Genomic DNA, 20,057 nt, shown 5'->3' with positions numbered 1-20,057 from the left:
CATATCATCTAAACTACTCCTAGCTGCATATCTCAGCATAAGCTCTTTCACTTGAGTTCGCGATTCTCATCGACTGACTCGAAAGCGCTTTCCATGACATCACTCGAGCGAAGGTGAACAACCAACATGACGAGACCTTTGAATGAAATCAAAACTTACCGACTTGATCAACTTGAATACCTTGTGAAGGACCTCGGGCAACCAAAGTTCCGAGCAAAGCAAATCTATGAATGGTTTCACGTGAAACATGCCTCTTCTTATGATGAGATGACCAATCTCCCCCTCGCCCTGCGCGCTCAGCTTGCCGAAGAATGCCCTCTTGCAAGCTCTCGAATAGCAGATAAACGAATCTCAACGGACGGCACGCGAAAGTACATCATCGAATTCTCTGACGGGCAGCGTGCAGAAACCGTAGGGCTTCCCTCTGAAAGCGGCGACGCATCAAGGCAGCGCCTCACCGTATGCTTCTCCACTCAAGTCGGTTGTCCCATGGGATGTGCCTTTTGCGCAACCGGAAAAGAAGGATTCAAGCGCAACCTCACCGCAAGCGAGATAGTCGATCAGATCTTAGCGGTAGAGGAAGATTTTTCCCAACGAGTGACCAACGCCGTGGCAATGGGACAAGGAGAACCATTTCTCAATTACGAGGAGACCCTTAAAGCGCTCAGGATGATAAACGAGAAAGAAGGATTAAGCATAGGGGCACGACATATAACGGTGTCTACGTGCGGAATCATTGAAGGTATCGAGCGGTTTGCGAAAGAACCTGAGCAGTTCACGCTAGCCGTCTCCCTCCACTCCGCTATTCAAACAAAACGCGACAAATTGATGCCAAAAGTAGCGAACCAGCCGCTTGACCAACTTAAGCAGGTGTTGGAGAGCTACATCAGAAAGACGAACCGCCGCGTGACGTTCGAATACCTTCTCATCCGGGATGTCAACGACGGCCCCGAAGATTTGAAAGAACTCTTAAAATTCTGCGAAGGCATTCTCTGCCATGTGAACCTCCTTCCCGTGAACAGCGTGGAAAATTCTCAATTCAAACCTTCAAAGAAGCATGTCAGCGAGATATGGCTTAAGGAGTTTGAGAAACGTCACATCGAAGCTACTTTCAGGAAATCAAGGGGTGCAGATATATCCGGCGCATGCGGCCAATTGAAGAACAAGATGAGTGAGGTGTGATGGTAGGGAAATGTTTCACGTGAAACATTTCCCTAAAAGACTCCAACCAACGGCCTCTCCAAGTGTTTCACGTGAAACACGTCCCTTAAACAGAGCTGCCCTGAATGTTTCACGTGAAACATTCAGGGCAGCTTTACTCTTCCCTTTGATGCAGGATCAGGAAACTGAGGCTATCAGCTCCTCAAAGAGCCTCTCAAGCTCCTCTTCATCCTTGAACTCAATCTCTATCTTGTTCTTTCCTTTGACAGATTTCACTCTCACGTTGGTGTTGAGAACCTCTCGGAGCGCCTTCGCAACCGACTTATATGCCTTAGGAAGAGGCTGCCTTGCTGTTGTCGAGCCTTCCGAGGGCTTTCCGGAAAGCAGACGAGCTAAATTCTCAGCTTCGCGAACGCTCATTTTCATTTCCATGAGTTTGTTAGTGAGCGTCTGACGCCCCTCTTGGGAAGGAATAGACAAGATGGCACGCGCGTGCCCGGCCGTGATCTTGTCTTCGAAGAGAAGCTGCTGGGCGCCCTCCGGCAGGTCGAGCAAGCGCAAGGCGTTTGCGACAGTCGATCGTCCCTTCGACATCGCTTGAGCAATGTCAGCTTGGGTCATGTTCTTGCGTTCCATCAGGCGCTTATACCCATAAGCTTCCTCAATGGGGTTAAGATCAGAGCGCTGGACGTTCTCAACAAGAGCCAACTCAAGGGCCCGGTCCTCATCAACGTCCTTAATGCGAACCGGGACAGTCTTCAATCCAATGGACTTACAAGCCTGCCAGCGTCTTTCTCCTGCAATGATCTGGTACTTTCCTTCTCTGATCGTTCTCACGAGAATAGGCTGTAGAAGGCCGTCTTTTTCAATGGAGTTTGCAAGCTCCTCGATCTCTTCCTTTTTGAAGTTGGTTCGCGGTTGATCAGGGTTAGGGACGACGCTCTCAATGGGAACCTCGTCAAGTTTTTTCGCCAGCACTTTCCTCAAAGTAAGGGGTTCCTCAGCCGATTTCTCTTGCTCACGTTGAACAGCGGGGCGCGGCAGATCAGCAGGCACAGAAGAGGGTTTTAGCTTAGGCTCAACGAAGGAGCTGTAGGAAGGGATATTCTCTTCCCCTACCACAACTCTCTCTCGGGAAGGAGAGGGGGTCGCGGGCATTGAAGTCTCGAAAGTACCTCCCAACAGGGAATTTAATCCGCGGCCAAGGCCGCCTTTTGTATTTTTAGCCACGGTTGATCACTTCTTTCGCAAGCTCAGTGTAGGCAATAGACCCCTTTCCGCGAGGATCGTATTGCGTGATGGGCTGACCAAAACTCGGTGCCTCGGATAGCTTGACGGTACGAGGAATGAGAGTGGTGAACACGATCTTTCCAAAATACCCTCTCACCTCGTCAACAACCTGCTTTGAAAGCGTCGTCCTGTTGTCATACATGGTAAGAAGAACACCATAGATGTCGAGAGTGGGGTTGAGCCTTGTTTTGACACGCTTCATTGACTCAAGAAGTTTTGTCACGCCTTCCAGTGCGTAGAACTCACACTGAATAGGAATGAGAAGCTTGTCAGCAGCTACGAGCGCATTCACGGTAAGAAGTCCCAGAGACGGCGGACAATCTATGAAAATATAGTCATATCGGCCGCGCATGGTTCCTACAGCGTCTTTAAGCCTGTTCTCGCGAGCCATCTCGGAGACGAGCTCTACTTCGGCACCAGCAAGGTTGATCGTCGCAGGTGCGACATCTAATCCCTCGCAAACGTCAGGAATTATAACCTTCTCAATGGGTACATCAGAGAGGAGGACGTCATAGATGCAGTGTTCTACTGTTGATTTCTCTATCCCAAGGCCACTCGAGGAATTTCCCTGAGGATCCAGATCAACGAGAAGAACTTGGCGGCCCATCTCGCCGAGCGCAGCTGCGAGATTAATTGCCGTAGTTGATTTCCCTACACCGCCCTTTTGGTTGATTATGGCGATGATCTTCGTCTGCCCTACCACGCGCTTTACTGGATCTTTTTCCTCGTATGTTTTTAGAATCCGCTTCTCAGCCTGATCTTCAACTGAGGGAGCAAGGTCTCTCACCACCACCTCGACATCCTCTATGTCAAGATAGATCGAAGAAGCCGACTCAGGGGCCGGATCCTCAAGGTTTTTATCCTTCGGGGAATCCTCAACGTTGTTCACCAGGGCGTTCTGCTTGTCGTTTCTGTCGCGTTTAAAGCTATCCAGAAATCCCACTGGTGCCTCCTTTCAAAGCTAGCTAGAGAGTATATCAAACAAGAGAACACGAGGAATGTTTCACGTGAAACATTCCTCTTCAAACGGAAAAACAAACGCAAGACAACAGGTGAAAAGCTGTGATTGTTTCACGTGAAACAATCACAGCTTGCAAACAAGACGATCAAGTGGAGCACAGCACAAATCATGACGCCTTTTGGTAACTTCAGCATGAATCACTTCGCAAACTCCATCAAAGTTTTCCTTGACGTCATTGTTCGTGAATCTAAGCACTTTTATCTCAAGTGTTTCAAGATAGATGCTCCTCACTTCGTCATACCTCATTTGGCGAAGATCGAAGTGCTGCCCACCATCAATCTCTATAGCAAGTCTAACGCGGCGACTATAGAAGTCAACAATGTAGTTCCCTATGACCTTTTGAGCAACAAAAGGTATCTCATACTCTCTGAGAAATTCCAGCCAGAGCTTTCTCTCGCAGGGAGTCATATTTCTTCTCATGTTTCCTGCTCGCTGAGCAAGAATTTGCCTGCGCGTATATACCATCTAAAAACCTCCCCTCACCAGTGCCTTGCTTATATGATAGAAGAACCATCTAGCGAATAGATGGGGAGAACTTGACATAGGAGGAGCAGGAATTTTGATTACTTCGAGACTCTTTTTTATAAGGATTACCCTCGAGGTGTCTTATGTTTGGAATATAAAATTCTCATCAATCTGACGCGAATGTCGAATGTTTCACGTGAAACATTATCCTCGAGGTTTCAGAGGTGAATGTTGAGCTAGACCTATTCGACGCGGAAGCTTCAGCTTAGGTTTGCCAATCTTTGTAAATACGATTATCTCGCGATGGGTGATATCATCGCTTAAGGTAAGCCTGCGTTGGGACGTACGCCTCATCCCCACGAGCTCTTCAATATCCAAGGCACCCTTCATTTCCTCCTCTGAAATATTGGCCTTGTAGCAGATAAGTTGCCCTCCTTTTTTCAAAAGCGGAGCAGCAAGCTCAATAAGGGAGGGGAGCTGAGTGAGAGCCCGCGCGGTGAGAACTGAGAAACCCCCTTTTCTCTCAAGAGACAACTCCTCAATCCTCCCCGCATAGGTCTTTATCTGAGGAGAGAGCTCCATCTGATCTAGAATCGACTCAACGATTGCCATCTTCTTTTTGACGGAATCAACGAGAAGAGTTTCACGACCCGTGACTATTGCGAGAGGAACGCCAGGGAATCCTCCTCCAGTTCCTAAGTCACCATACAAGCCTTCAGGGGCCGCCTCTATCTCAGGTAACGCAACAAGAGAATCCTCAAGATGAAGAATATGAGCTTGCTCGATAGAATCTATTCGAGTGAGGTTCACGCGATTATTCGCTTCAAGAACCAATTGAAGGTAATTTTCGAGAAGGTCGGTCTTGTTGTTCATAGGGCTTTCCTTAAAGAGAATGTTTCACGTGAAACATTCTATCGCAGCTGCTTCCGCAGACGCATCTTTCAAGTGCTCCATTCAGATGTTTCACGTGAAACATTCCCAATCACCGACTCAAACGGTGAGACTATCTCTTGTCGCACGGCTAATGGATCTTCACCTCCCACACCTCGTGCAACGAATCGGATTAGATGCCCATGAAATCAAAGCCGCCTACATAGCGAGAAGCTTCTTGTGCGCTGCGCTTGTCCGCCGCGCTTCGCGCGCCGTGTAGAATCACGACCCAAAAAGGAAAAGGCGCGCCCATTCGAGACGCGCCTCAATTCGCCAACTTATCGCAAAGAAGATCGGAAGCCTAGCGCGGCGTGATCACCACGCGACGAGCGCCGCCCTCGCCTTCCGAAGCGGTGGCAACGCGATCATCGTCGCGAAGCGTGATGTGAACGATGCGCCGCTCATACGGCGTCATGGGGCGCAGCTTGACTTCGTGGTGCTGCGCCACGGCGCGATTCGCGGAAGAACGCGCGATGGACTCGAGCTTCTGACGCTGGCGGCTCTTATAGCCTTCAACGTCAATCACCACCGGGTAGCGGAAGCCAATGGTGCGCACCGTGATCGCAGAGACGAGAAACTGCAGCGCATCAAGCGTCTTGCCGTGGCGGCCGATCAGAACAGCGAGATCATCTCCCGTGATGTCGAGGATGAGTTCCCCTTCGTCACCTTCATACTCATCGATGGTGATGTCACCGACGTTGAAGTACTTCAAGATGTCCTGGAGCGCAGCGATCGCCGTGTCCGCGATGTTGTCAAGCATCTCGTCAGTGATCTCCTGCTCATCAGCTGCCGCTGGCGTCGTCACCGCAGATTCATTCACGGAATCACTCTCAGCGCCTACTTCGTCGCTTGCGACGGCATCGCACGTCGCAGCTTCCTGCATACCATCACTTTCGACAGCAACAAGCGCGTCTGGTGCAGCGTCGGCAACGCCGCCTTCTTCAAGAATCTCTTCCGTCATCTTCCTTCTCCTTTTTCCAGTAGAACGGCATTCGAAATGTTTCACGTGAAACATTTCGAATCAGCAAAACAAAGGGAGTGTTTCACGTGAAACACTCCCTTGCTATCAAAGAACGGATGGACCTAGCGCTTCTTCTTCGGACGCGGCTTCTTCGCCTTACGCGTCACCGTAACCTCGACGGGCTTGACCTCAATGGGCTCCTCAGCTGCGACGCGCTCATCGTTCTTGCGGCAGAGGTGCATGGAGAATTGATTCTGGGCGACGCCAATGAGGGACGAGACACCCCAGAAGAGGAGCACGCCGGCCGGTGAGCTCCAGGAAATCCAGAGCATAAACAGCGACATGACGACCGACATGATGATCATCTGGTTCTTCTGCTGCGCGTTCTGGTTCCTGAGCTGCTGGAGAACCATCGGCAGGAAGGTGGCGCCGGCGAAGATCACCATGAGGATCAGATAAGGAACAAATGTTCCAAATCCCATGAAGAATGCCTGTTCAGGCGTCGTAATCAGGTTAGGGACCAGCGCGTAGAACGAGTAGTCGTGTACTTCCGTGCGCATGCCCATCTCACGCAGCACCTGGAACAGCGCGATGAAGATGGGCATCTGAAGGAGCATGGGGATGCAGCCGGCGAGCGGGTTGAACTTGGCCTCCGCGTAGAGCTTCTGCATCTCCTGGCTCTGACGAACTTGGTCGTCTGCGAAGCGCTCCTGGATGCTGGCGATCTTCGGCTGGATCTTCTGCATCTGGTAGCTCGACTTCGCCTGCTTGTGCATGATCGGCGCCATGATGGCGCGGAAGATGACGGTGACGATGATGATGGCGAGTCCCCAGTCACCGCAGAAGCTGTAGAAGAACTGGATGACGTCGAAGATCCAGTTCTTAAAGACTTCCCACATATTCTTTCCCTTCTGTATCCCGGCGGCGCGGCGCCGTGCGTCAAGGCACGGGGTCGTAGCCGTGAGGCCCGCCAGGATGACATTTAATCAAGCGCTTGGCCGTCAAGATGAAGCCCTTCCTGAAGCCGTAGCGCCTGAAGGCAATAAGTCCGTACTCAGAGCATGTCGGAACAAAACGACAGCAGGAGGGGAACAGCGGAGAGACGGCGGCGCGGTAGAACATGATCAGCCAGACGGCGACCATGGCTGGAAACCGCTTCACTGCAGCCCGCACCTTATCCATCGGACGCGATCCCATCCCCAAGAGGGGAGTTCCCGAGCATCTTGTCGCATGCCTTTAGCACTTTACTATAAGAAGCCACCGTGAGGGAGGACTTCGCGAGAAATATTACATCGTATCCAGCCCACGGACCGCCCAAGTCGCGGCATATCGCGCGCATGCGACGCTTGGCCGCGTTCCTCCAGACGGCGTTTCCGAGCTTTTTGCCGGCAATAAAAGCAACACGACCATTGCGGCCGTGTTGCTTAACCCCCTCGGTTGTATCTCCGACAACACGGCTCCTGACGATGAGCGTGAGGTACGAGCCCTTCACACGCCGCCCGGAGGCGAAGAGGTCGGAAATTTCTGCGCTGGACTTTATGGTATCCAACGAGAGCTCCCGCTAGACGCAGAGACGCTTGCGTCCTTTGGCGCGGCGAGCAGCGAGAACGGCGCGGCCGCCCTTGGTGGACATGCGAGCACGGAAACCGTGGCACTTGGCGCGCTTGCGGTTGTTCGGTTGATAGGTGCGTTTCATTTCTGGCCCCTTTCGTGTTCAAAGAGTAACTTTGAGAGTATATAACATCGAAGCAGCATGTCAACGATACAGTGCGAGCAATTCTACCAAATCTGCCACGAAGAAGCTACCGCGGGAAACGCGAAACGCGGGGCATCATCTCAGCGCCTTTCCTCTGGCACAGCAGTTTCCGCGCAGGAAGGCCCTCTGCCTGAAACGCCACCACCCCTTCTTCTCTTAGGTCTATAAGATATATAAAAGCAGTTGTAACAATAAGGGCGGTGGAAAAGTTGAAAACGAGCGAAGAGCCTGCTCGGGCGAGGTAAATTCCCAAGGGCCGCGGTTGACCGCCTGTACCCGATATCAACCGCGCGCATGAGAACTCCCGCTTTTGCGCCGACGCAGTGGATTAAAGGGGCGCTTTTCAGTCAGCTTTCCCGCTCCGATCCACTTCGCTTCGTCCGCCGGTGGTGCGCCCTTTGGCCCACGCCAAGGGGGAAAGGGAAGGGGGGAGGGGCACCTTAGAGCTCGCGGATGATCTGCTTGAGCGTCTCGATCTCCTCCTGCACCTCCCGGCTGCCGCGCATCAGCTCCTCGACGGTGGTGACCGAGTGCATGGCGGTCGAGTGGTCGCGGTTGAACTTCTTCCCGATGTCGTTGAAGGGCAGGTCGAGCAGCTGGCGGCACAGGTAGATGGCGATCTGGCGCGGATACACGATGTTGCGCGCCCGTTTGGGTCCGATGAGGTCGCTGTGCTTGACCTTGAAGAAGCCCTCGACCTCTCGCTGGATGTCCTCCACGGTGAGGTTCTTCGACGTACCGCCCGAGAAGTGGTTCTCGAGCAGCGTGCGCACACCCTCGATGGTGAGGTCGGGCTGGTTGAAGAAGGTGATCTGGTAGATGACCTTGGTCACGGCGCTCTTGAGCTCGCGGATGTTCGAGCTTGAGTTCTCCGCGATGTACATCTGGATGTCCTCGGGGATGGTGAAGTGGTCGAGCCCCTCGTTGTCGGCGTATTCTTTGATAAAGCTCTTGACGATGCCGAGCTTCGTCTCGATCTCGGGCGGCTGGATGTCGATGGTGCCGCCCTGGTTGAAACGCGAGTGGTAGCGCTCGTCGATGTCGATGTTCTTAGGCGCGCGGTCGGCGGAGAGCACGATCTGACGCCCTTGTGTGGTGAGCTTGTTGAATATCTGGAAGACGATGTCGAGCGTCTGCTTCTTGCCCTGCAGGTACTGGATGTCGTCGATGAGGAGTACGTCGGCCTCCTCGTAGTGTGTCTTGAAGTTCTTGTAGCTCGACTTCTCCTTGTCGTGCGCGGCGCTGGCCTCCATGTAGTCGGACAGAAGCTCGGCCGAGTCGACGTAGACGGTGCGCAGATAGGGCTGCGTCTCGCAGATGTAGTTCTGGATGGCGCGCATGAGGTGCGTCTTGCCCAGCCCGCTCTTTCCGTAGATGAACAGGGGATTCAGCGGCGTCTTGCCCGGCATCTCGGCGACGCCGACAGCCATCGAGTAGGCCATGCGGTTCGAGTCGCCGATGACGAAGTTCTCGAAGGTGAGTGTGGACGTGGGCCCTTCGCAGCCGCCGCGCCGGGCGGCGGCCTTCTGCTGCGCCGCGCGTTGGTCGATGTAGTGGTCTGGGTAGGGTGCCAGCGTGGCTGCCGCGCGCGCCGAGGCGGAGGAGGTTGGGGTGACGGCCGGTGTGAGCGCCGTGAGCGCTGGCGCGCCGGGCAGGGGGTGCGCGGTTGTCGGCGCGCCAGCGCTCACGGCGGGTTGGCCCGGCGCAAGCGCAGGCGTTGCGGTGGAATGGGTTTGCACCGGTGCCTGAGCTGTGGCAGCCGGGGCCGGCTCCTGTGCCGCGGGCTGGGCTGTTGCGGTGGTGTCCACCTCGATGACCACCGTGAAGGGGACCTGGTACATCTCGGAGAGCGCGCGCTTGATGACCTCGACGTAGTGCCGCTCGATCCAGGTCTTGATGAAGTCGTTGTCGGCGGTGAGCATGAGGAAGCCCTCGCTCATGGCCTGCGGCTCGAGACGCGAGAAGAAGGCGTTGATCTGGGACGGGTCGATGCCTTCGTACCCCTTGACGCGCGCGCAGGCCTCGCTCCAGTTTTCTTTGATCTTGCTGCTGTCCATGTTCTCTACCCCTTGTTTGTGAGTTCGACTAGAGCGCCTGCGCGACGTCGCGGCCGAGCGGCGTGAGGGTGCGCTTCTTCGCCGCGATCCGCTCGACGAGCCCGGCTTCCTCGAGCTTGCGCAGCGCGACGTGCGTGCTCGACACGGGCGTGTCGGTGAGCTGCGCGATCTCGGTCACGCCGAGCGGGCCCTCGTAGAGGAAGAAGGGGAGGAAGTCGCGCTCGCGCGGCGAGAGGGGAGCGAGGGCCATCTGGATGCGGGTTGCCTCATGTGCTGCCATCTGGGAGGCGAAGGCGGGATTGACCTGCTGATACGCTCCCGGCATGCCAACGGCTTGCGGCATCGCCCCGAACGGCTGGGCGTACTGCGCCGCAGGAGCGGCCGCCATGGCGCCCGACGGCGCGCCTGCGTAGGCGGCGTCGGCGTACGGGTAGGGCATCCCCGCGGTCGCGCCGCCCGCGAACGGAACGCTCCCGCCCGCGTTCGGCATGCCCGTGACGCGCGGTCCCGCTCCCGGCATCCCTGCGCCTTGCGGCTGGTACGCGGGCTGCGCGACCATTGGGGTCTGCCCTGACGTCGTGGCCTGCGCCGCGCTGCTGGTGCCCGTCAGTCCCACTGCCTGGGCGGCTCCCGTCGGTGCCTGCCCCATCACGGCCTCGGGCGAGCCCGCTACCGCGGCGGGGTCCATGCTGATGGTCACGACGGATCCCGCGCCCATGTTGTCCTCAATGCTGATGGTGCCGTGTGAGAACTCGAGGTACTCCTTGACGATGGGCAGCCCCGAGCCCACGCCGCGAATGTACTTCTTCATGGGCTCGACGGCTGAGGAGAAGCCCGGCAGCTGCGCCTTGTCCTTGTGGTTGATGCCCGGCCCCTGGTCGGCGAAGCGGATGGTGCTTCCCCGATCGAGGATGGACACGATGATCTCCTTGAAGCGCGCGTGGATGAAGTTCTCCGACACTTCGCGAATCACCGTGTAGGGGATGGCGCCCCCTGCCGCGCGCGCCTGCTCATACACCTTCGACGCGAGGTTTTCGATGTAGGCGCCCGTCTCGGCGGGCGGGATCTCGGTGACGCGCGGCGCGCTGCGCAGGTCATCGTAAAGCGCGATGCGCGCGGTGGCTGACACGTAAGCGTAGTCGTAGGGCGCGCCTGCCGGCTCGTCGGGCATCTCGGGTGCGTCGTTCTTCAGCGGAATCTGATCCACGGCTTGCTCCATTTTAAGTACGTTTTCAGGAAAGTTCAGGGTTATTCACCGACATTGTAGCTTTTTTCAGGGGCTGAAATCTACTCACCTGCGGTTTTATCAGGCCCAAAAAGAAGTTTTCAACATTTTTCAACAAAATGTGAATACTGAAAGCTATTCGACAAGGGGTTTTCAGAGTTATCAACATTTAATTCAGAGAAAGTGGAAAACACTGAAAGACATGAAAACAGAAACGCTGAAAATCAGCTCCCGTTGTTAAAAAGTGTTGAGATTTCCCTTGACTTTTTAGCTGTTTAAGTTTCTCCTGCTCGAACTCGCCCTTTTTCGTCATGTTCGGGATTGTCGGTGAAAAAGCAGCGGCGTTAAGGCGTCCGTATGTTCGCTTTTGTAAAGAATAATGTAAAACACCTGGTCAAAGGCTACTTTTAACGTAAAGTGCCGTTGATGGTCGAAAAAGTAATCAACCGTGTCCTTTAGGCTCAAGTCTCTGCTGATGAGGGGTTTTTCCCTTGGCTCTGCCGGTTTGAAGGTGTTTGAGGCGAGTTATCCACATTTTCCACAAGGGGGAGGGAAAGAATTGTGGAAAGCAGAGGCGTCTTTCAGCGCCGCGCGGCTGAAAGACGCCCGAGCAGCCGCCTTGGTGACGCTATAATATCCCGAGAACGCATTCACCTGTCATCCGTCCTGCGCCGCTCATCCCCGCCGGCGGGTTCTTACCGAGAGGTTTGTCGCATGAAATTCAGCATAAACAAATCAGAGCTTCAGAACGCCATATCCATCGTGTTGAAGGGCGTCTCGACGCGCTCGACCCTGCCGGTCCTCTCAGGCATCTTGCTCGACGCCCGCGATGACAAACTCGTGATGCAGGCGACTGACCTCGAGCTCTCCATCCAATATTCCGTCGCGGCGCTCGTGGAGGAGGAAGGCAAGACGGTCGTTCCGGGCAAGCTCTTCTCCGAGATCGTGAAGAACCTCGCCGACGCCGCCGTGCATGTGGAGGCGCGCGACGACCAGGCGTACATCACTTGCGACACCTCGTCGTTCTCCATCAAGGTGCTCAACCATGAGGATTTCCCGGGATTCCCCTCCGTCGACACGCACCAGCGCATCGAGATTCCCTTCGCGCAGTTCTCCTCCATGGTCAAGCGCGTGTCGCGCGTGGTGTCGAAGGATGAGAGCCGCGCCATCCTCACGGGCGTGCTGATCACGCTCGAGGCCGGCCAGCTGCGCATGGTGGCCACCGACTCGTATCGCCTCGCCGTCACGGAAGCTGCGCTGTCCGACGCCACGGCCGACGAGTTCCAAGCGGTGATCGCCGGCAGCTTCCTCTCCGAGATCGCTTCGCTGCCGAAGACCTCCTCGCCGGTCTCCATCGCGCTCGCTGACAACCAGATCGTCGTGACCTGCGAGGACACGGTGTTCATCAACCGCCGCATCGAGGGCAACTTCCCCAACTACAAGCAGCTCCTCCCTGACACCTACGCCACTCGCGCCACGCTCGAGGTGGACCGCCTCGTCGCGGGCGTCAAGCGCGCGTCGCTGCTCGGGTCATCCACCTCGCCGGTGCGCTTCGACCTCAACGGCGCCTCGCAGACCACCCAGATCTCCGCGGCTTCGCAGGACGTGGGCTCCGCGCAGGAGACGCTTCCGTGCGAGATCGAGGGAGAGGACGTGGAGATCGCCTTCAACTACTCCTACGTGCTCGAGGGGCTTGCCGCCGTGATGGGCGACGAGGTGTACCTCGAGGCCCAGTCGGCGGTCAAGCCGGGCATCTTCCGCGCGCTGCCGCCGGAGAACTACCTGTACCTGGTCATGCCCGTGCGCATCTCCTAGGCACATGCCGAGCTCACGCGCCCGCATCGCGGGAGGCGCGCGGTGACGCTGCGCATAACGGACATAACGTTTCGAAACTTCAGGTCATACGAGGAGCTGCGTCTCGGCAAACTGGGCATGCTCACCGTGCTCGTCGGCCCGAACGCGGTGGGGAAGACCAACATCGTCGAAGGCGTGCAGCTGCTCACTGCGCTCTCGTCGTTTCGCCATGCCACCATTGACCAGCTCGTGCGGCACGGGGAAGCCGCAGCGCACCTCAGCGCCTCGCTGACTGACGGGAACCGCCTGCTTGACGTGGAGCTTGCGGCTGAGGGGCATGCGAAGCGCTACCGGCTCAACGGCAAGGCGAAGCGCCCGGCCGACCTCAAGGGGCTCGTGCCCTCGGTGACGTTCACACCTGATGACCTGGGGCTCGTCAAAGGGTCGATGAGCGTGCGCCGCGCCGCGCTTGATGCGCTGGGTTCGCAGATCAACGCGAACTACTACCTGATCCAGAAGGACTACGAGAAGGTGATCCGCCATAAGAACCGCCTGTTGAAGGAAGAGACGTCGCCGACGCTCATCGACAGCATCAACGAGATGCTCGTGACCTGCGGCGCGCAGCTGACCTGCTACCGCGCGGCGCTCTTCGAGCGATTGATCCCGCACATGAGGGCGCGCTACGAGCAGATCGCCGGCGAGCGGGAGCGCTTTGACGCGTGCTACGTGCCGTCATGGGATGAATGGGGGGACGGCTCGGGCGTGCCCGCCTGCGCGGTGAAAGAGCTGGCGTCCCACCATCTCACGCGTGATGAGGCGCGCGCGTGTCTTGAGCGCGCGCTTGCTGTCCGCCGCGACGAGGAGCTGCGGCGCCGTCGCGCGCTTGTGGGCCCGCATGCTGATGCTATCACCTTCATGATCGACGGTAGCAACGCCACCCACTTCGGCAGCCAGGGCCAGCAGCGCACGGTGGTGCTCGCGTACAAGCTCGCCGAGGCGGCGGCAATCGAGGAAGTGCTCGGCGTCAAGCCGGTGCTGCTGCTCGACGACGTGATGAGCGAGCTTGACGGCGCCCGCCGCGAGGCGCTCGTCGGCTACATCTCGCGCGACGTGCAGACTTTCGTCACCACCGCCAACCTCGCGTACTTCGACGCAGGCATGCTCGCCACGGCTGACGTAGTGGAGCTGCCGCTTGCACCGTCGCGCAAGGGAGTTGCGCGGGCGCAGGGGGAAGAAGAGCAGCCAAAGGGAAATGTTTCACGTGAAACATTCGGCCTCCCTGCGCGGCAAGCCGACGCGCTGGAGATAGGTTCGTTGCGTGAAGATTTGCAGGATGCTTCTGCCTCCGCGCGACAAACCGATATGGGAAAGATGCCTCTTTCACCGTCATGTGAAGGTCGCGCGCAAGAGCCTTCGAATGTTTCACGTGAAACACTCGGCCTCCCTGCACGGCAAGCTGACGTAGTGGAATTTTCGCACACGTCGGGAGCACTGGCGCAGGAGAGGAGCGTGACATCATGAGGAAGCTCGGCAGCGAGCTGTCCGCGGTGACGGGCGGGCTCTCCTCCACCGACCAGGCTGCACGCATCGCGCGGCGCGCGGCGCAGGTGCAGGCGATGTTCAAGGCGGCCATCGAGCACATCTACAAGGAGAACGCGCGCTACGTGCTCGAGCACGTGAACGCGGTGTACATCAAGAAGGAGCCGGTCGGCGCACCGGAGGCGGGCAAGACGGTGCGCTCGCTTCTGATCTACATGGACGACGGCAGCTTCCGCAGCGACGTGCACAGCCGCCAGCACCTCATCATGCTGCTGCTCAAGGAGCGTTACGGCGAGGAGATAGAGGTGTTCAAGACCTTCCCGTCGCGCTTCAACATGCGCAACCGCCACCCGTACGCCTCGCGCGAGCAGGACGAGCGCGCCAACGCGCCCGCGTCAGCCGCGCCGCCCCTTCCGCTGACGGAGCACGAGCGCGCCCGCGTCAGCCGCGCCTCCGCGGGCATCGAGGACCCGCGCCTGCGCGCGCGCTTCGAGCATGCCATGGAGGCGTCGCTCTGCCAAGAAAAGGGCGAGAAGGCCGCGAAGGCACGTGGCGTGTAAACTGACGGCCGATTCGCAGAAAAACGCCATAATTCTCATAAAAAGTGAAAACACCACCTGAGAACGTCTGAAATCACGTCGCCTGAGCGCGCAACGGGCTCTTCTTCGATTCCGATATGGTAAAATTACACGGCAGAGCGCCCTCCCATGGGCGCGTCTTTCATGTTTTGCGACAAAAGGAGCGTGTCAATTGGCAGCAAAACCAGATCATTACGACGGTTCCGACATCCAAGTCCTCGAGGGCTTGGAGGCAGTTCGCAAGCGCCCTGGCATGTACATCGGCTCGACGGGCCCGCGCGGCCTGCATCATCTGGTGTACGAGGTCGTGGACAACTCGGTCGACGAGGCGCTCGCGGGCTACTGCGACAAGATAGAAGTGTGGATCCACGCTGACAACTCGATCACCGTCGCCGACAACGGCCGCGGCATCCCCGTAGACAAGCACCCGAAGGAGAAGATCCCCACCGTCGAGGTGGTCCTGACCATCCTCCACGCCGGCGGCAAGTTCGGCGGCGAGGGCTACAAGGTGTCGGGCGGCCTGCACGGCGTGGGCGTCTCGGTGGTGAACGCCCTGTCCACGCGCGTGGAAGTGTTCGTCAAGCGCGACGGCAGCGAGTACAAGATCGCGTTTGACCACGGCAAGACGGTCGAGAAGCTGAAGAAGCTCGGCCCCGCGAAGGGCACGGGCACCAAGACCACCTTCTGGCCCGATCCCGCGATCTTCACCGAGACCACCATCTTCGACTACGACACCCTGGCCAACCGCTTCCGCGAGATGGCCTTCCTGAACAAGGGCCTCAAGATCATCCTGCACGACGAGCGTGTTACCGACGCCGAGGGCAACCCGCGCACCGAGGTGTTCCAGGCGCAAGGCGGCATCGTCGACTTCGTCAAGTACCTGAACGAGGGCCGCGAGACGCTCAACAAGCCCGTCTACTTCGAGGCGGAGAACGAGGACGGCACCGTCGAGGTGGCGCTCCAGTGGTCGACCTCGTACTCGAGCAACTCGGTCATGGCGTTCGCCAACAACATCAACACGCACGAGGGCGGCACGCACCTCGACGGCTTCAAGCAGGCCATCACGCGCACCATCAACGAGTACGCGCGCAACAAGGGCCTGCTCAAGGAGAAGGACGCGAACCTTTCGGGCGAGGACGCGCGCGAGGGCCTCGCGGCCATCATTTCGGTGAAGCTGCACGACCCGCAGTTCGAGGGCCAGACCAAGACGAAGCTCGGCAACACCGAGATCCGCCCGCTCGTGCAGAACGCCGTGACGCGCGGACTGGCCGAGTACCTCGAGGAGAACCCCACGCCCGCGAAGCGCATCGTGGGCAAGGCCACCCAGGCGCTCAAGGCGCGCGAGGCCGCTCGCAAGGCGCGCGAGATGACGCGCCGCAAGAACGTGCTCGACTCGTTCGCGCTGCCCGGCAAGCTGGCCGACTGCTCCTCGAAGGACGCCGCCCAGTCTGAGATATTCATCGTCGAGGGCGACTCCGCAGGCGGCTCCGCGAAGCAGGCGCGCGACCGCAAGACGCAGGCCATCCTGCCTTTGCGCGGCAAGATCCTCAACGTGGAGCGCGCGGGCCTGCACCGTTCGCTCTCCTCGGACACGATCTCGTCGCTCATCACGGCCATCGGAACGAACATCGGCGACGACTTCGACGCCGAGAAGGCGCGCTACCACCGCATCATCATCATGACCGATGCCGACGTTGACGGTGCGCACATCCGCATCCTGCTGCTCACGTTCTTCTACCGCTACATGCCCGAGCTCATCAACCTCGGCTACATCTACATCGCCCAGCCCCCGATCTTCGGCGTGAAGAAGAAGAACTCGCGCACCACCAAGATCGAGCGCTACATCTACGACGAGAGCGCGCTGTCCGAGGTGCTCGCCGAGATGGGCGGCGCCGAGAAGTACGACGTGCAGCGCTACAAGGGCCTCGGCGAGATGGATCCCGAGCAGCTGTGGGAGACCACCATGGAGCCGCAGAGCCGTACGCTTCTGCAGGTGAACATCGACGACGCCGCCGAAGCCGAGCGCGTGGTGAGCGAGCTCATGGGCGACCAGGTTGAGCCGCGCAAGGAGTTCATCCAGAAGCACGCCCGCGACGTGCGCTTCCTCGACATCTAGGAGGTCGCGCGGAAGGGCGGAGGTTGTCGGCAGCCGCCGGCGTCGTGTCGCTGACGCTGTAGGGCGGGTTTCGCAACTGTCGGTCGCATCGCACCGCGGGCACGTAAGCAACTGCCGGCTAGCTGCAACTGCGCTGCGGGAACGTGAGCGGTTGCCGGCTGGTTGCAACTGCCCGCCGCTCCGCTCCGCACCGTTTCGGGCGATTTTGCGAAACGCGTTTCGCAAAACGCATTTGAGTGTGAAGAAATATGTCCGAAAGGAGACATATGACTGAAGAAAACGAGGGCCTGTCCCACGAAGGCTTGCCCGGTGAGGATCTGCCAGGTGAGGGTTCGCCGAACGACGGCCTGCTAAACAACGCCCTGCTGAACGACGGCGCCTCCTACGAAGAAGAGCTCTACGAAGACGCCTCCCGCAAAGCTTCGCCAATCGACGGCTTCGTCTCCGAAGAAGAGCGCGCGAAGTCGATGCTCGTGGACATGCCGAACCCCCACGGCGCCGTCATCGAGGGCGCGAACGGAGGCGAGGGCACCATCGTCCGCTCCGCCTACCTGGGCAAGGAGATGCAGGCGTCGTTCCTCGAGTACTCCATGAGCGTCATCGTGGCCCGCGCGCTGCCTGACGTGCGCGACGGCCTCAAGCCGGTCCACCGCCGCATTCTGTACGCCATGAACGAGTCAGGCTATCTGCCGAGCAAGCCGCACATGAAGTCGGCGCGCACGGTCGGCGACGTCATCGGCAAGTACCACCCCCACGGCGACGTGGCGGTGTACGACACCATGGTGCGCCTCGCCCAGCCGTTCTCCATGCGCCTGCCCCTGATCGACGGCCACGGCAACTTCGGCTCCATCGACGGCGACTCCGCAGCCGCCATGCGCTACACCGAGGCGCGCCTCGACAAACCCGCCATGGAGCTCCTGCGCGACCTCGACAAAGAGACCGTCGACTTCATGCCGAACTACGACGAGAGCCTCCAAGAGCCGAAGGTGCTGCCCGCGCGCTTCCCGAACCTGCTGGTCAATGGCTCGAACGGCATCGCCGTGGGCATGGCCACCAACATCCCGCCGCACAACCTCGGCGAGACGATCGACGCCACGTGCCTGATGCTGGAGAATCCGGACGTGACCACCGAGGAGATCATGCAGGTGCTCCCCGGCCCCGACTTCCCCACAGGCGGCCTGATCATGGGCAAGAAGGGCATCCTCGACGCGTACGAGACGGGCCACGGCGGCCTCACGGTGCGCGCGAAGTGCACCATCGAGGAGAAGAAGAACGGGCGCTCGTCCATCGTGGTGAAGGAGATCCCGTACCAGGTCAACCGCAAGCGCCTGCTCGAGAAGCTCGGCGAGCTCGTGCGCGACAAGAAGCTGCCCGAGATCTCGAACATCCACGACGCCGCCGACCGCCGCGGCATCGACATCATCATCGACCTGAAGGCCAACGCCATCCCGCAGGTGGTGCTCAACAAGCTGTACAAGCACACGCAGCTGCAGGTGGGCTTCGGCTGCAACATGCTGGCGCTCGTCGACGGCGCGCCGCGCGTCCTCTCGCTCAAAGAGATCCTGTTCTACTACATCGAGCACCAGAAGGACGTCATCGTGCGCCGCACGCGCTACGAGCTGGCGAAGGCTGAGGAGCGCGCCCACATCCTCGAAGGCTATATCATCGCGCTCGACAACATCGACGAGGTCATCCACATCATCCGCTCGTCCGAGACCGACAAGGAGGCCGCCGCGCGCCTGACCGAGCGCTTCGGCCTCACGAAGCGCCAGACCGACGCCATCCTCGAGATGCGCCTGCGCCGCCTCACCGGCCTCGAGCGCACCAAGATCGAGCAGGAGCTGGCTGACCTGCGCGAGAAGATCGCGTACTACAAGCGCGTGCTGCAGGACGAGGCGCTCGTGCGCGGGATCATCCGCGACGAGCTGCTCGAGATCAAGCGCAAGTACGCCACCCCGCGCCGCACCAGGATCACGGGCGAGGCGAAGGACATCGAGGTGGAGGACCTGATTGCCGACGAGTCCATGGTCGTCACCATGACGAAGGCCGGCTACATCAAGCGCCTCCCGGTAAGCACGTACCGCCAGCAGAAGCGCGGCGGCAAGGGCATGCAGGCGGTGAACCTCAAGGACTCCGACTTCGTAGAGCACCTGTTCGTGGCGTCGACGCATTCCTACATGCTGTTCTTCTCCACGGCGGGCAAGGTGTACCGCCTCAAGGTGTACGACATCCCCGAGGCGTCGCGCCACGCGCGCGGCACGGCCATCGTGAACCTGCTGCCGCTGGCGAAAGGCGAGACGATCTCGGCGGTCATCGCCACGAAGGACTTCCCCGAGAACGAGTACCTCATGTTCGCCACGGCGCAGGGCATGGTGAAGAAGACCTCCATGAACCAGTACGACCGCACGCGTCGCGACGGGCTGATCGCCATCAACCTGAAGGACGACGACGAGCTGATCGCCGTGCACCGCGTGGCGGAAGGCGAGAAGGTCATCATGGTGTCGAGCGCCGGCAAGGCCATCTTGTGGAAAGAGGACGAGGTGCGCGCCATGGGCCGCGACACCATGGGCGTCCGCGGCATGAACGTGCCGGCTGACGCGCATGTCCTCGGCATGGAGATCGCCAAGCCCGGCACGGACCTGTTCGTCATCACCGAGAAGGGCTTCGGCAAGCGCACGCCGATCGAGGAGTACCCCGAGCACCATCGCGGCGGGCAGGGCGTGTACACCATCACCATGACGCAGAAGAAGGGCTTGCTGTCGGTGATGAAGATCGTCGGCCCCGACGACGAGATCATGATCATCTCCGAGGAAGGCGTGGTCGTGCGCACCCCGGTTAAGGGCATCTCCGAGCTGGGGCGCTCGACGCAGGGCGTGTGCGTGATGAAGATCCAGGACAAGGACCGCGTGACGGCTGTGGCCATCTCCTCGACAGGCGGCAAGAAGAGGGTCGTCAAGGACGGCGCCGGCGAAGACGGCGGGCAGATGGGCCTGATCGAGCACGGCGAAGTCAGCGAAGACGACATCGACGCCGAGTAGGGCTGCTGCGCGGCGCGCCGTGCGTCGCTGCGCCGCAACGGCGCGCTCCGCGCAGCTGCGGCGTGCTGTACGGGTCGCGGGCAGTTGTGGCGTGCTGTGTTTTGCGGGTCGCGCGCGGTTGCAGCG

The 20,057-nt window shown here is 59.0% G+C and carries 17 protein-coding genes; 6 read left to right on the top strand and 11 right to left on the bottom strand.

The window, feature by feature from the left end; translation table 11 throughout:
* Positions 1-126: 126 nt before the first annotated feature.
* On the top strand, positions 127-1,182 hold the full coding sequence (rlmN, locus tag G7Y50_RS08310) for a 23S rRNA (adenine(2503)-C(2))-methyltransferase RlmN (RefSeq protein WP_165052745.1): 1,056 nt from the start codon (positions 127-129) through the stop codon (positions 1,180-1,182).
* 156 nt (positions 1,183-1,338) lie between these two features.
* Here rlmN and G7Y50_RS08305 read toward each other — a convergent pair whose 3' ends face one another.
* From G7Y50_RS08305 to G7Y50_RS08255, 11 genes are all read right to left on the bottom strand, one after another.
* Positions 1,339-2,391 (bottom strand): ParB/RepB/Spo0J family partition protein, encoded by a 1,053-nt coding sequence (locus G7Y50_RS08305; protein WP_241156448.1) that lies wholly within the window; start codon positions 2,389-2,391, stop codon positions 1,339-1,341.
* Positions 2,384-3,244 carry a ParA family protein gene (locus G7Y50_RS08300; protein ID WP_370458013.1) on the bottom strand — a complete coding sequence of 287 codons (861 nt, stop codon included), beginning with the start codon at positions 3,242-3,244 and terminating at the stop codon, positions 2,384-2,386. Before G7Y50_RS08300 ends, G7Y50_RS08305 begins: the two co-directional genes overlap by 8 nt.
* 291 nt (positions 3,245-3,535) lie before the next feature.
* Positions 3,536-3,937 (bottom strand): endonuclease domain-containing protein, encoded by a 402-nt coding sequence (locus tag G7Y50_RS08295; protein WP_165052742.1) that lies wholly within the window; start codon positions 3,935-3,937, stop codon positions 3,536-3,538.
* A gap of 204 nt (positions 3,938-4,141) precedes the next feature.
* Positions 4,142-4,810 (bottom strand): 16S rRNA (guanine(527)-N(7))-methyltransferase RsmG, encoded by a 669-nt coding sequence (gene rsmG / locus G7Y50_RS08290; RefSeq protein ID WP_165052739.1) that lies wholly within the window; start codon positions 4,808-4,810, stop codon positions 4,142-4,144.
* A 358-nt stretch (positions 4,811-5,168) separates the two neighbouring features.
* Complete coding sequence (locus tag G7Y50_RS08285) at positions 5,169-5,828, bottom strand: R3H domain-containing nucleic acid-binding protein (RefSeq protein ID WP_241156447.1); 660 nt, start codon at positions 5,826-5,828, stop codon at positions 5,169-5,171.
* A 122-nt stretch (positions 5,829-5,950) separates the two neighbouring features.
* A complete protein-coding gene (locus tag G7Y50_RS08280; protein WP_165052737.1) occupies positions 5,951-6,727 on the bottom strand; it encodes a YidC/Oxa1 family membrane protein insertase in 777 nt (258 codons plus the stop codon).
* A gap of 40 nt (positions 6,728-6,767) precedes the next feature.
* Entirely contained in the window at positions 6,768-6,989 is a 222-nt protein-coding gene (gene yidD, locus G7Y50_RS08275; protein ID WP_241156446.1) for a membrane protein insertion efficiency factor YidD, read from the bottom strand.
* 13 nt (positions 6,990-7,002) lie between these two features.
* Entirely contained in the window at positions 7,003-7,377 is a 375-nt protein-coding gene (gene rnpA / locus G7Y50_RS08270; RefSeq protein WP_165052734.1) for a ribonuclease P protein component, read from the bottom strand.
* A 12-nt stretch (positions 7,378-7,389) separates the two neighbouring features.
* Positions 7,390-7,524, bottom strand: coding sequence for a 50S ribosomal protein L34 (gene rpmH, locus G7Y50_RS08265; protein ID WP_123185473.1), 135 nt, complete (start codon positions 7,522-7,524; stop codon positions 7,390-7,392).
* Between the two features lie 500 nt (positions 7,525-8,024).
* Positions 8,025-9,641, bottom strand: a complete 1,617-nt coding sequence (gene dnaA, locus G7Y50_RS08260; protein ID WP_165052731.1) for a chromosomal replication initiator protein DnaA — start codon at positions 9,639-9,641, stop codon at positions 8,025-8,027.
* Between the two features lie 28 nt (positions 9,642-9,669).
* Entirely contained in the window at positions 9,670-10,848 is a 1,179-nt protein-coding gene (locus G7Y50_RS08255; RefSeq protein WP_241156445.1) for an ATP-binding protein, read from the bottom strand.
* Positions 10,849-11,580: 732 nt separating this feature from the next.
* Here G7Y50_RS08255 and dnaN point away from each other — a divergent pair.
* The 5 genes from dnaN to gyrA all read left to right on the top strand — a co-directional run bounded on the left by dnaN (position 11,581) and on the right by gyrA (position 19,931).
* Positions 11,581-12,681 (top strand): DNA polymerase III subunit beta, encoded by a 1,101-nt coding sequence (dnaN, locus tag G7Y50_RS08250; RefSeq protein WP_165052725.1) that lies wholly within the window; start codon positions 11,581-11,583, stop codon positions 12,679-12,681.
* A 42-nt stretch (positions 12,682-12,723) separates the two neighbouring features.
* Positions 12,724-14,181: a DNA replication/repair protein RecF gene (locus tag G7Y50_RS08245; protein WP_165052722.1), complete on the top strand. Its 1,458-nt coding sequence runs from the start codon at positions 12,724-12,726 to the stop codon at positions 14,179-14,181.
* Entirely contained in the window at positions 14,178-14,759 is a 582-nt protein-coding gene (locus G7Y50_RS08240) for a hypothetical protein (RefSeq protein WP_165052719.1), read from the top strand. Before G7Y50_RS08245 ends, G7Y50_RS08240 begins: the two co-directional genes overlap by 4 nt.
* 190 nt (positions 14,760-14,949) lie before the next feature.
* Positions 14,950-16,893: a DNA topoisomerase (ATP-hydrolyzing) subunit B gene (gene gyrB, locus G7Y50_RS08235; protein ID WP_165052716.1), complete on the top strand. Its 1,944-nt coding sequence runs from the start codon at positions 14,950-14,952 to the stop codon at positions 16,891-16,893.
* A gap of 479 nt (positions 16,894-17,372) precedes the next feature.
* The gene (gyrA, locus tag G7Y50_RS08230) at positions 17,373-19,931 is read left to right on the top strand and encodes a DNA gyrase subunit A (protein ID WP_255464141.1); all 2,559 of its coding nucleotides are present in this window, start codon (positions 17,373-17,375) and stop codon (positions 19,929-19,931) included.
* Positions 19,932-20,057: the final 126 nt, after the last annotated feature.

The organism is Adlercreutzia sp. ZJ176 (assembly GCF_011038975.1).
Classification (GTDB): domain Bacteria; phylum Actinomycetota; class Coriobacteriia; order Coriobacteriales; family Eggerthellaceae; genus CAAEEV01.
Note: the sequence above shows the minus strand (reverse complement) of the source record. Positions and strands in the feature narration are given on the sequence as shown.

Excerpts from the sequence above, each read along its gene's own strand:
- rsmG (WP_165052739.1), bottom strand. The coding sequence starts at position 4,810 with ATGAACAACAAGACCGACCTTCTCGAAAATTACCTTCAATTGGTTCTT.
- gyrA (WP_255464141.1), top strand. The coding sequence starts at position 17,373 with ATGCCGAACCCCCACGGCGCCGTCATCGAGGGCGCGAACGGAGGCGAG.
- G7Y50_RS08295 (WP_165052742.1), bottom strand. The coding sequence starts at position 3,937 with ATGGTATATACGCGCAGGCAAATTCTTGCTCAGCGAGCAGGAAACATG.
- G7Y50_RS08285 (WP_241156447.1), bottom strand. The coding sequence starts at position 5,828 with ATGACGGAAGAGATTCTTGAAGAAGGCGGCGTTGCCGACGCTGCACCA.
- dnaA (WP_165052731.1), bottom strand. The coding sequence starts at position 9,641 with ATGGACAGCAGCAAGATCAAAGAAAACTGGAGCGAGGCCTGCGCGCGC.
- dnaN (WP_165052725.1), top strand. The coding sequence starts at position 11,581 with ATGAAATTCAGCATAAACAAATCAGAGCTTCAGAACGCCATATCCATC.
- G7Y50_RS08240 (WP_165052719.1), top strand. The coding sequence starts at position 14,178 with ATGAGGAAGCTCGGCAGCGAGCTGTCCGCGGTGACGGGCGGGCTCTCC.
- rpmH (WP_123185473.1), bottom strand. The coding sequence starts at position 7,524 with ATGAAACGCACCTATCAACCGAACAACCGCAAGCGCGCCAAGTGCCAC.
- rlmN (WP_165052745.1), top strand. The coding sequence starts at position 127 with ATGACGAGACCTTTGAATGAAATCAAAACTTACCGACTTGATCAACTT.
- G7Y50_RS08280 (WP_165052737.1), bottom strand. The coding sequence starts at position 6,727 with ATGTGGGAAGTCTTTAAGAACTGGATCTTCGACGTCATCCAGTTCTTC.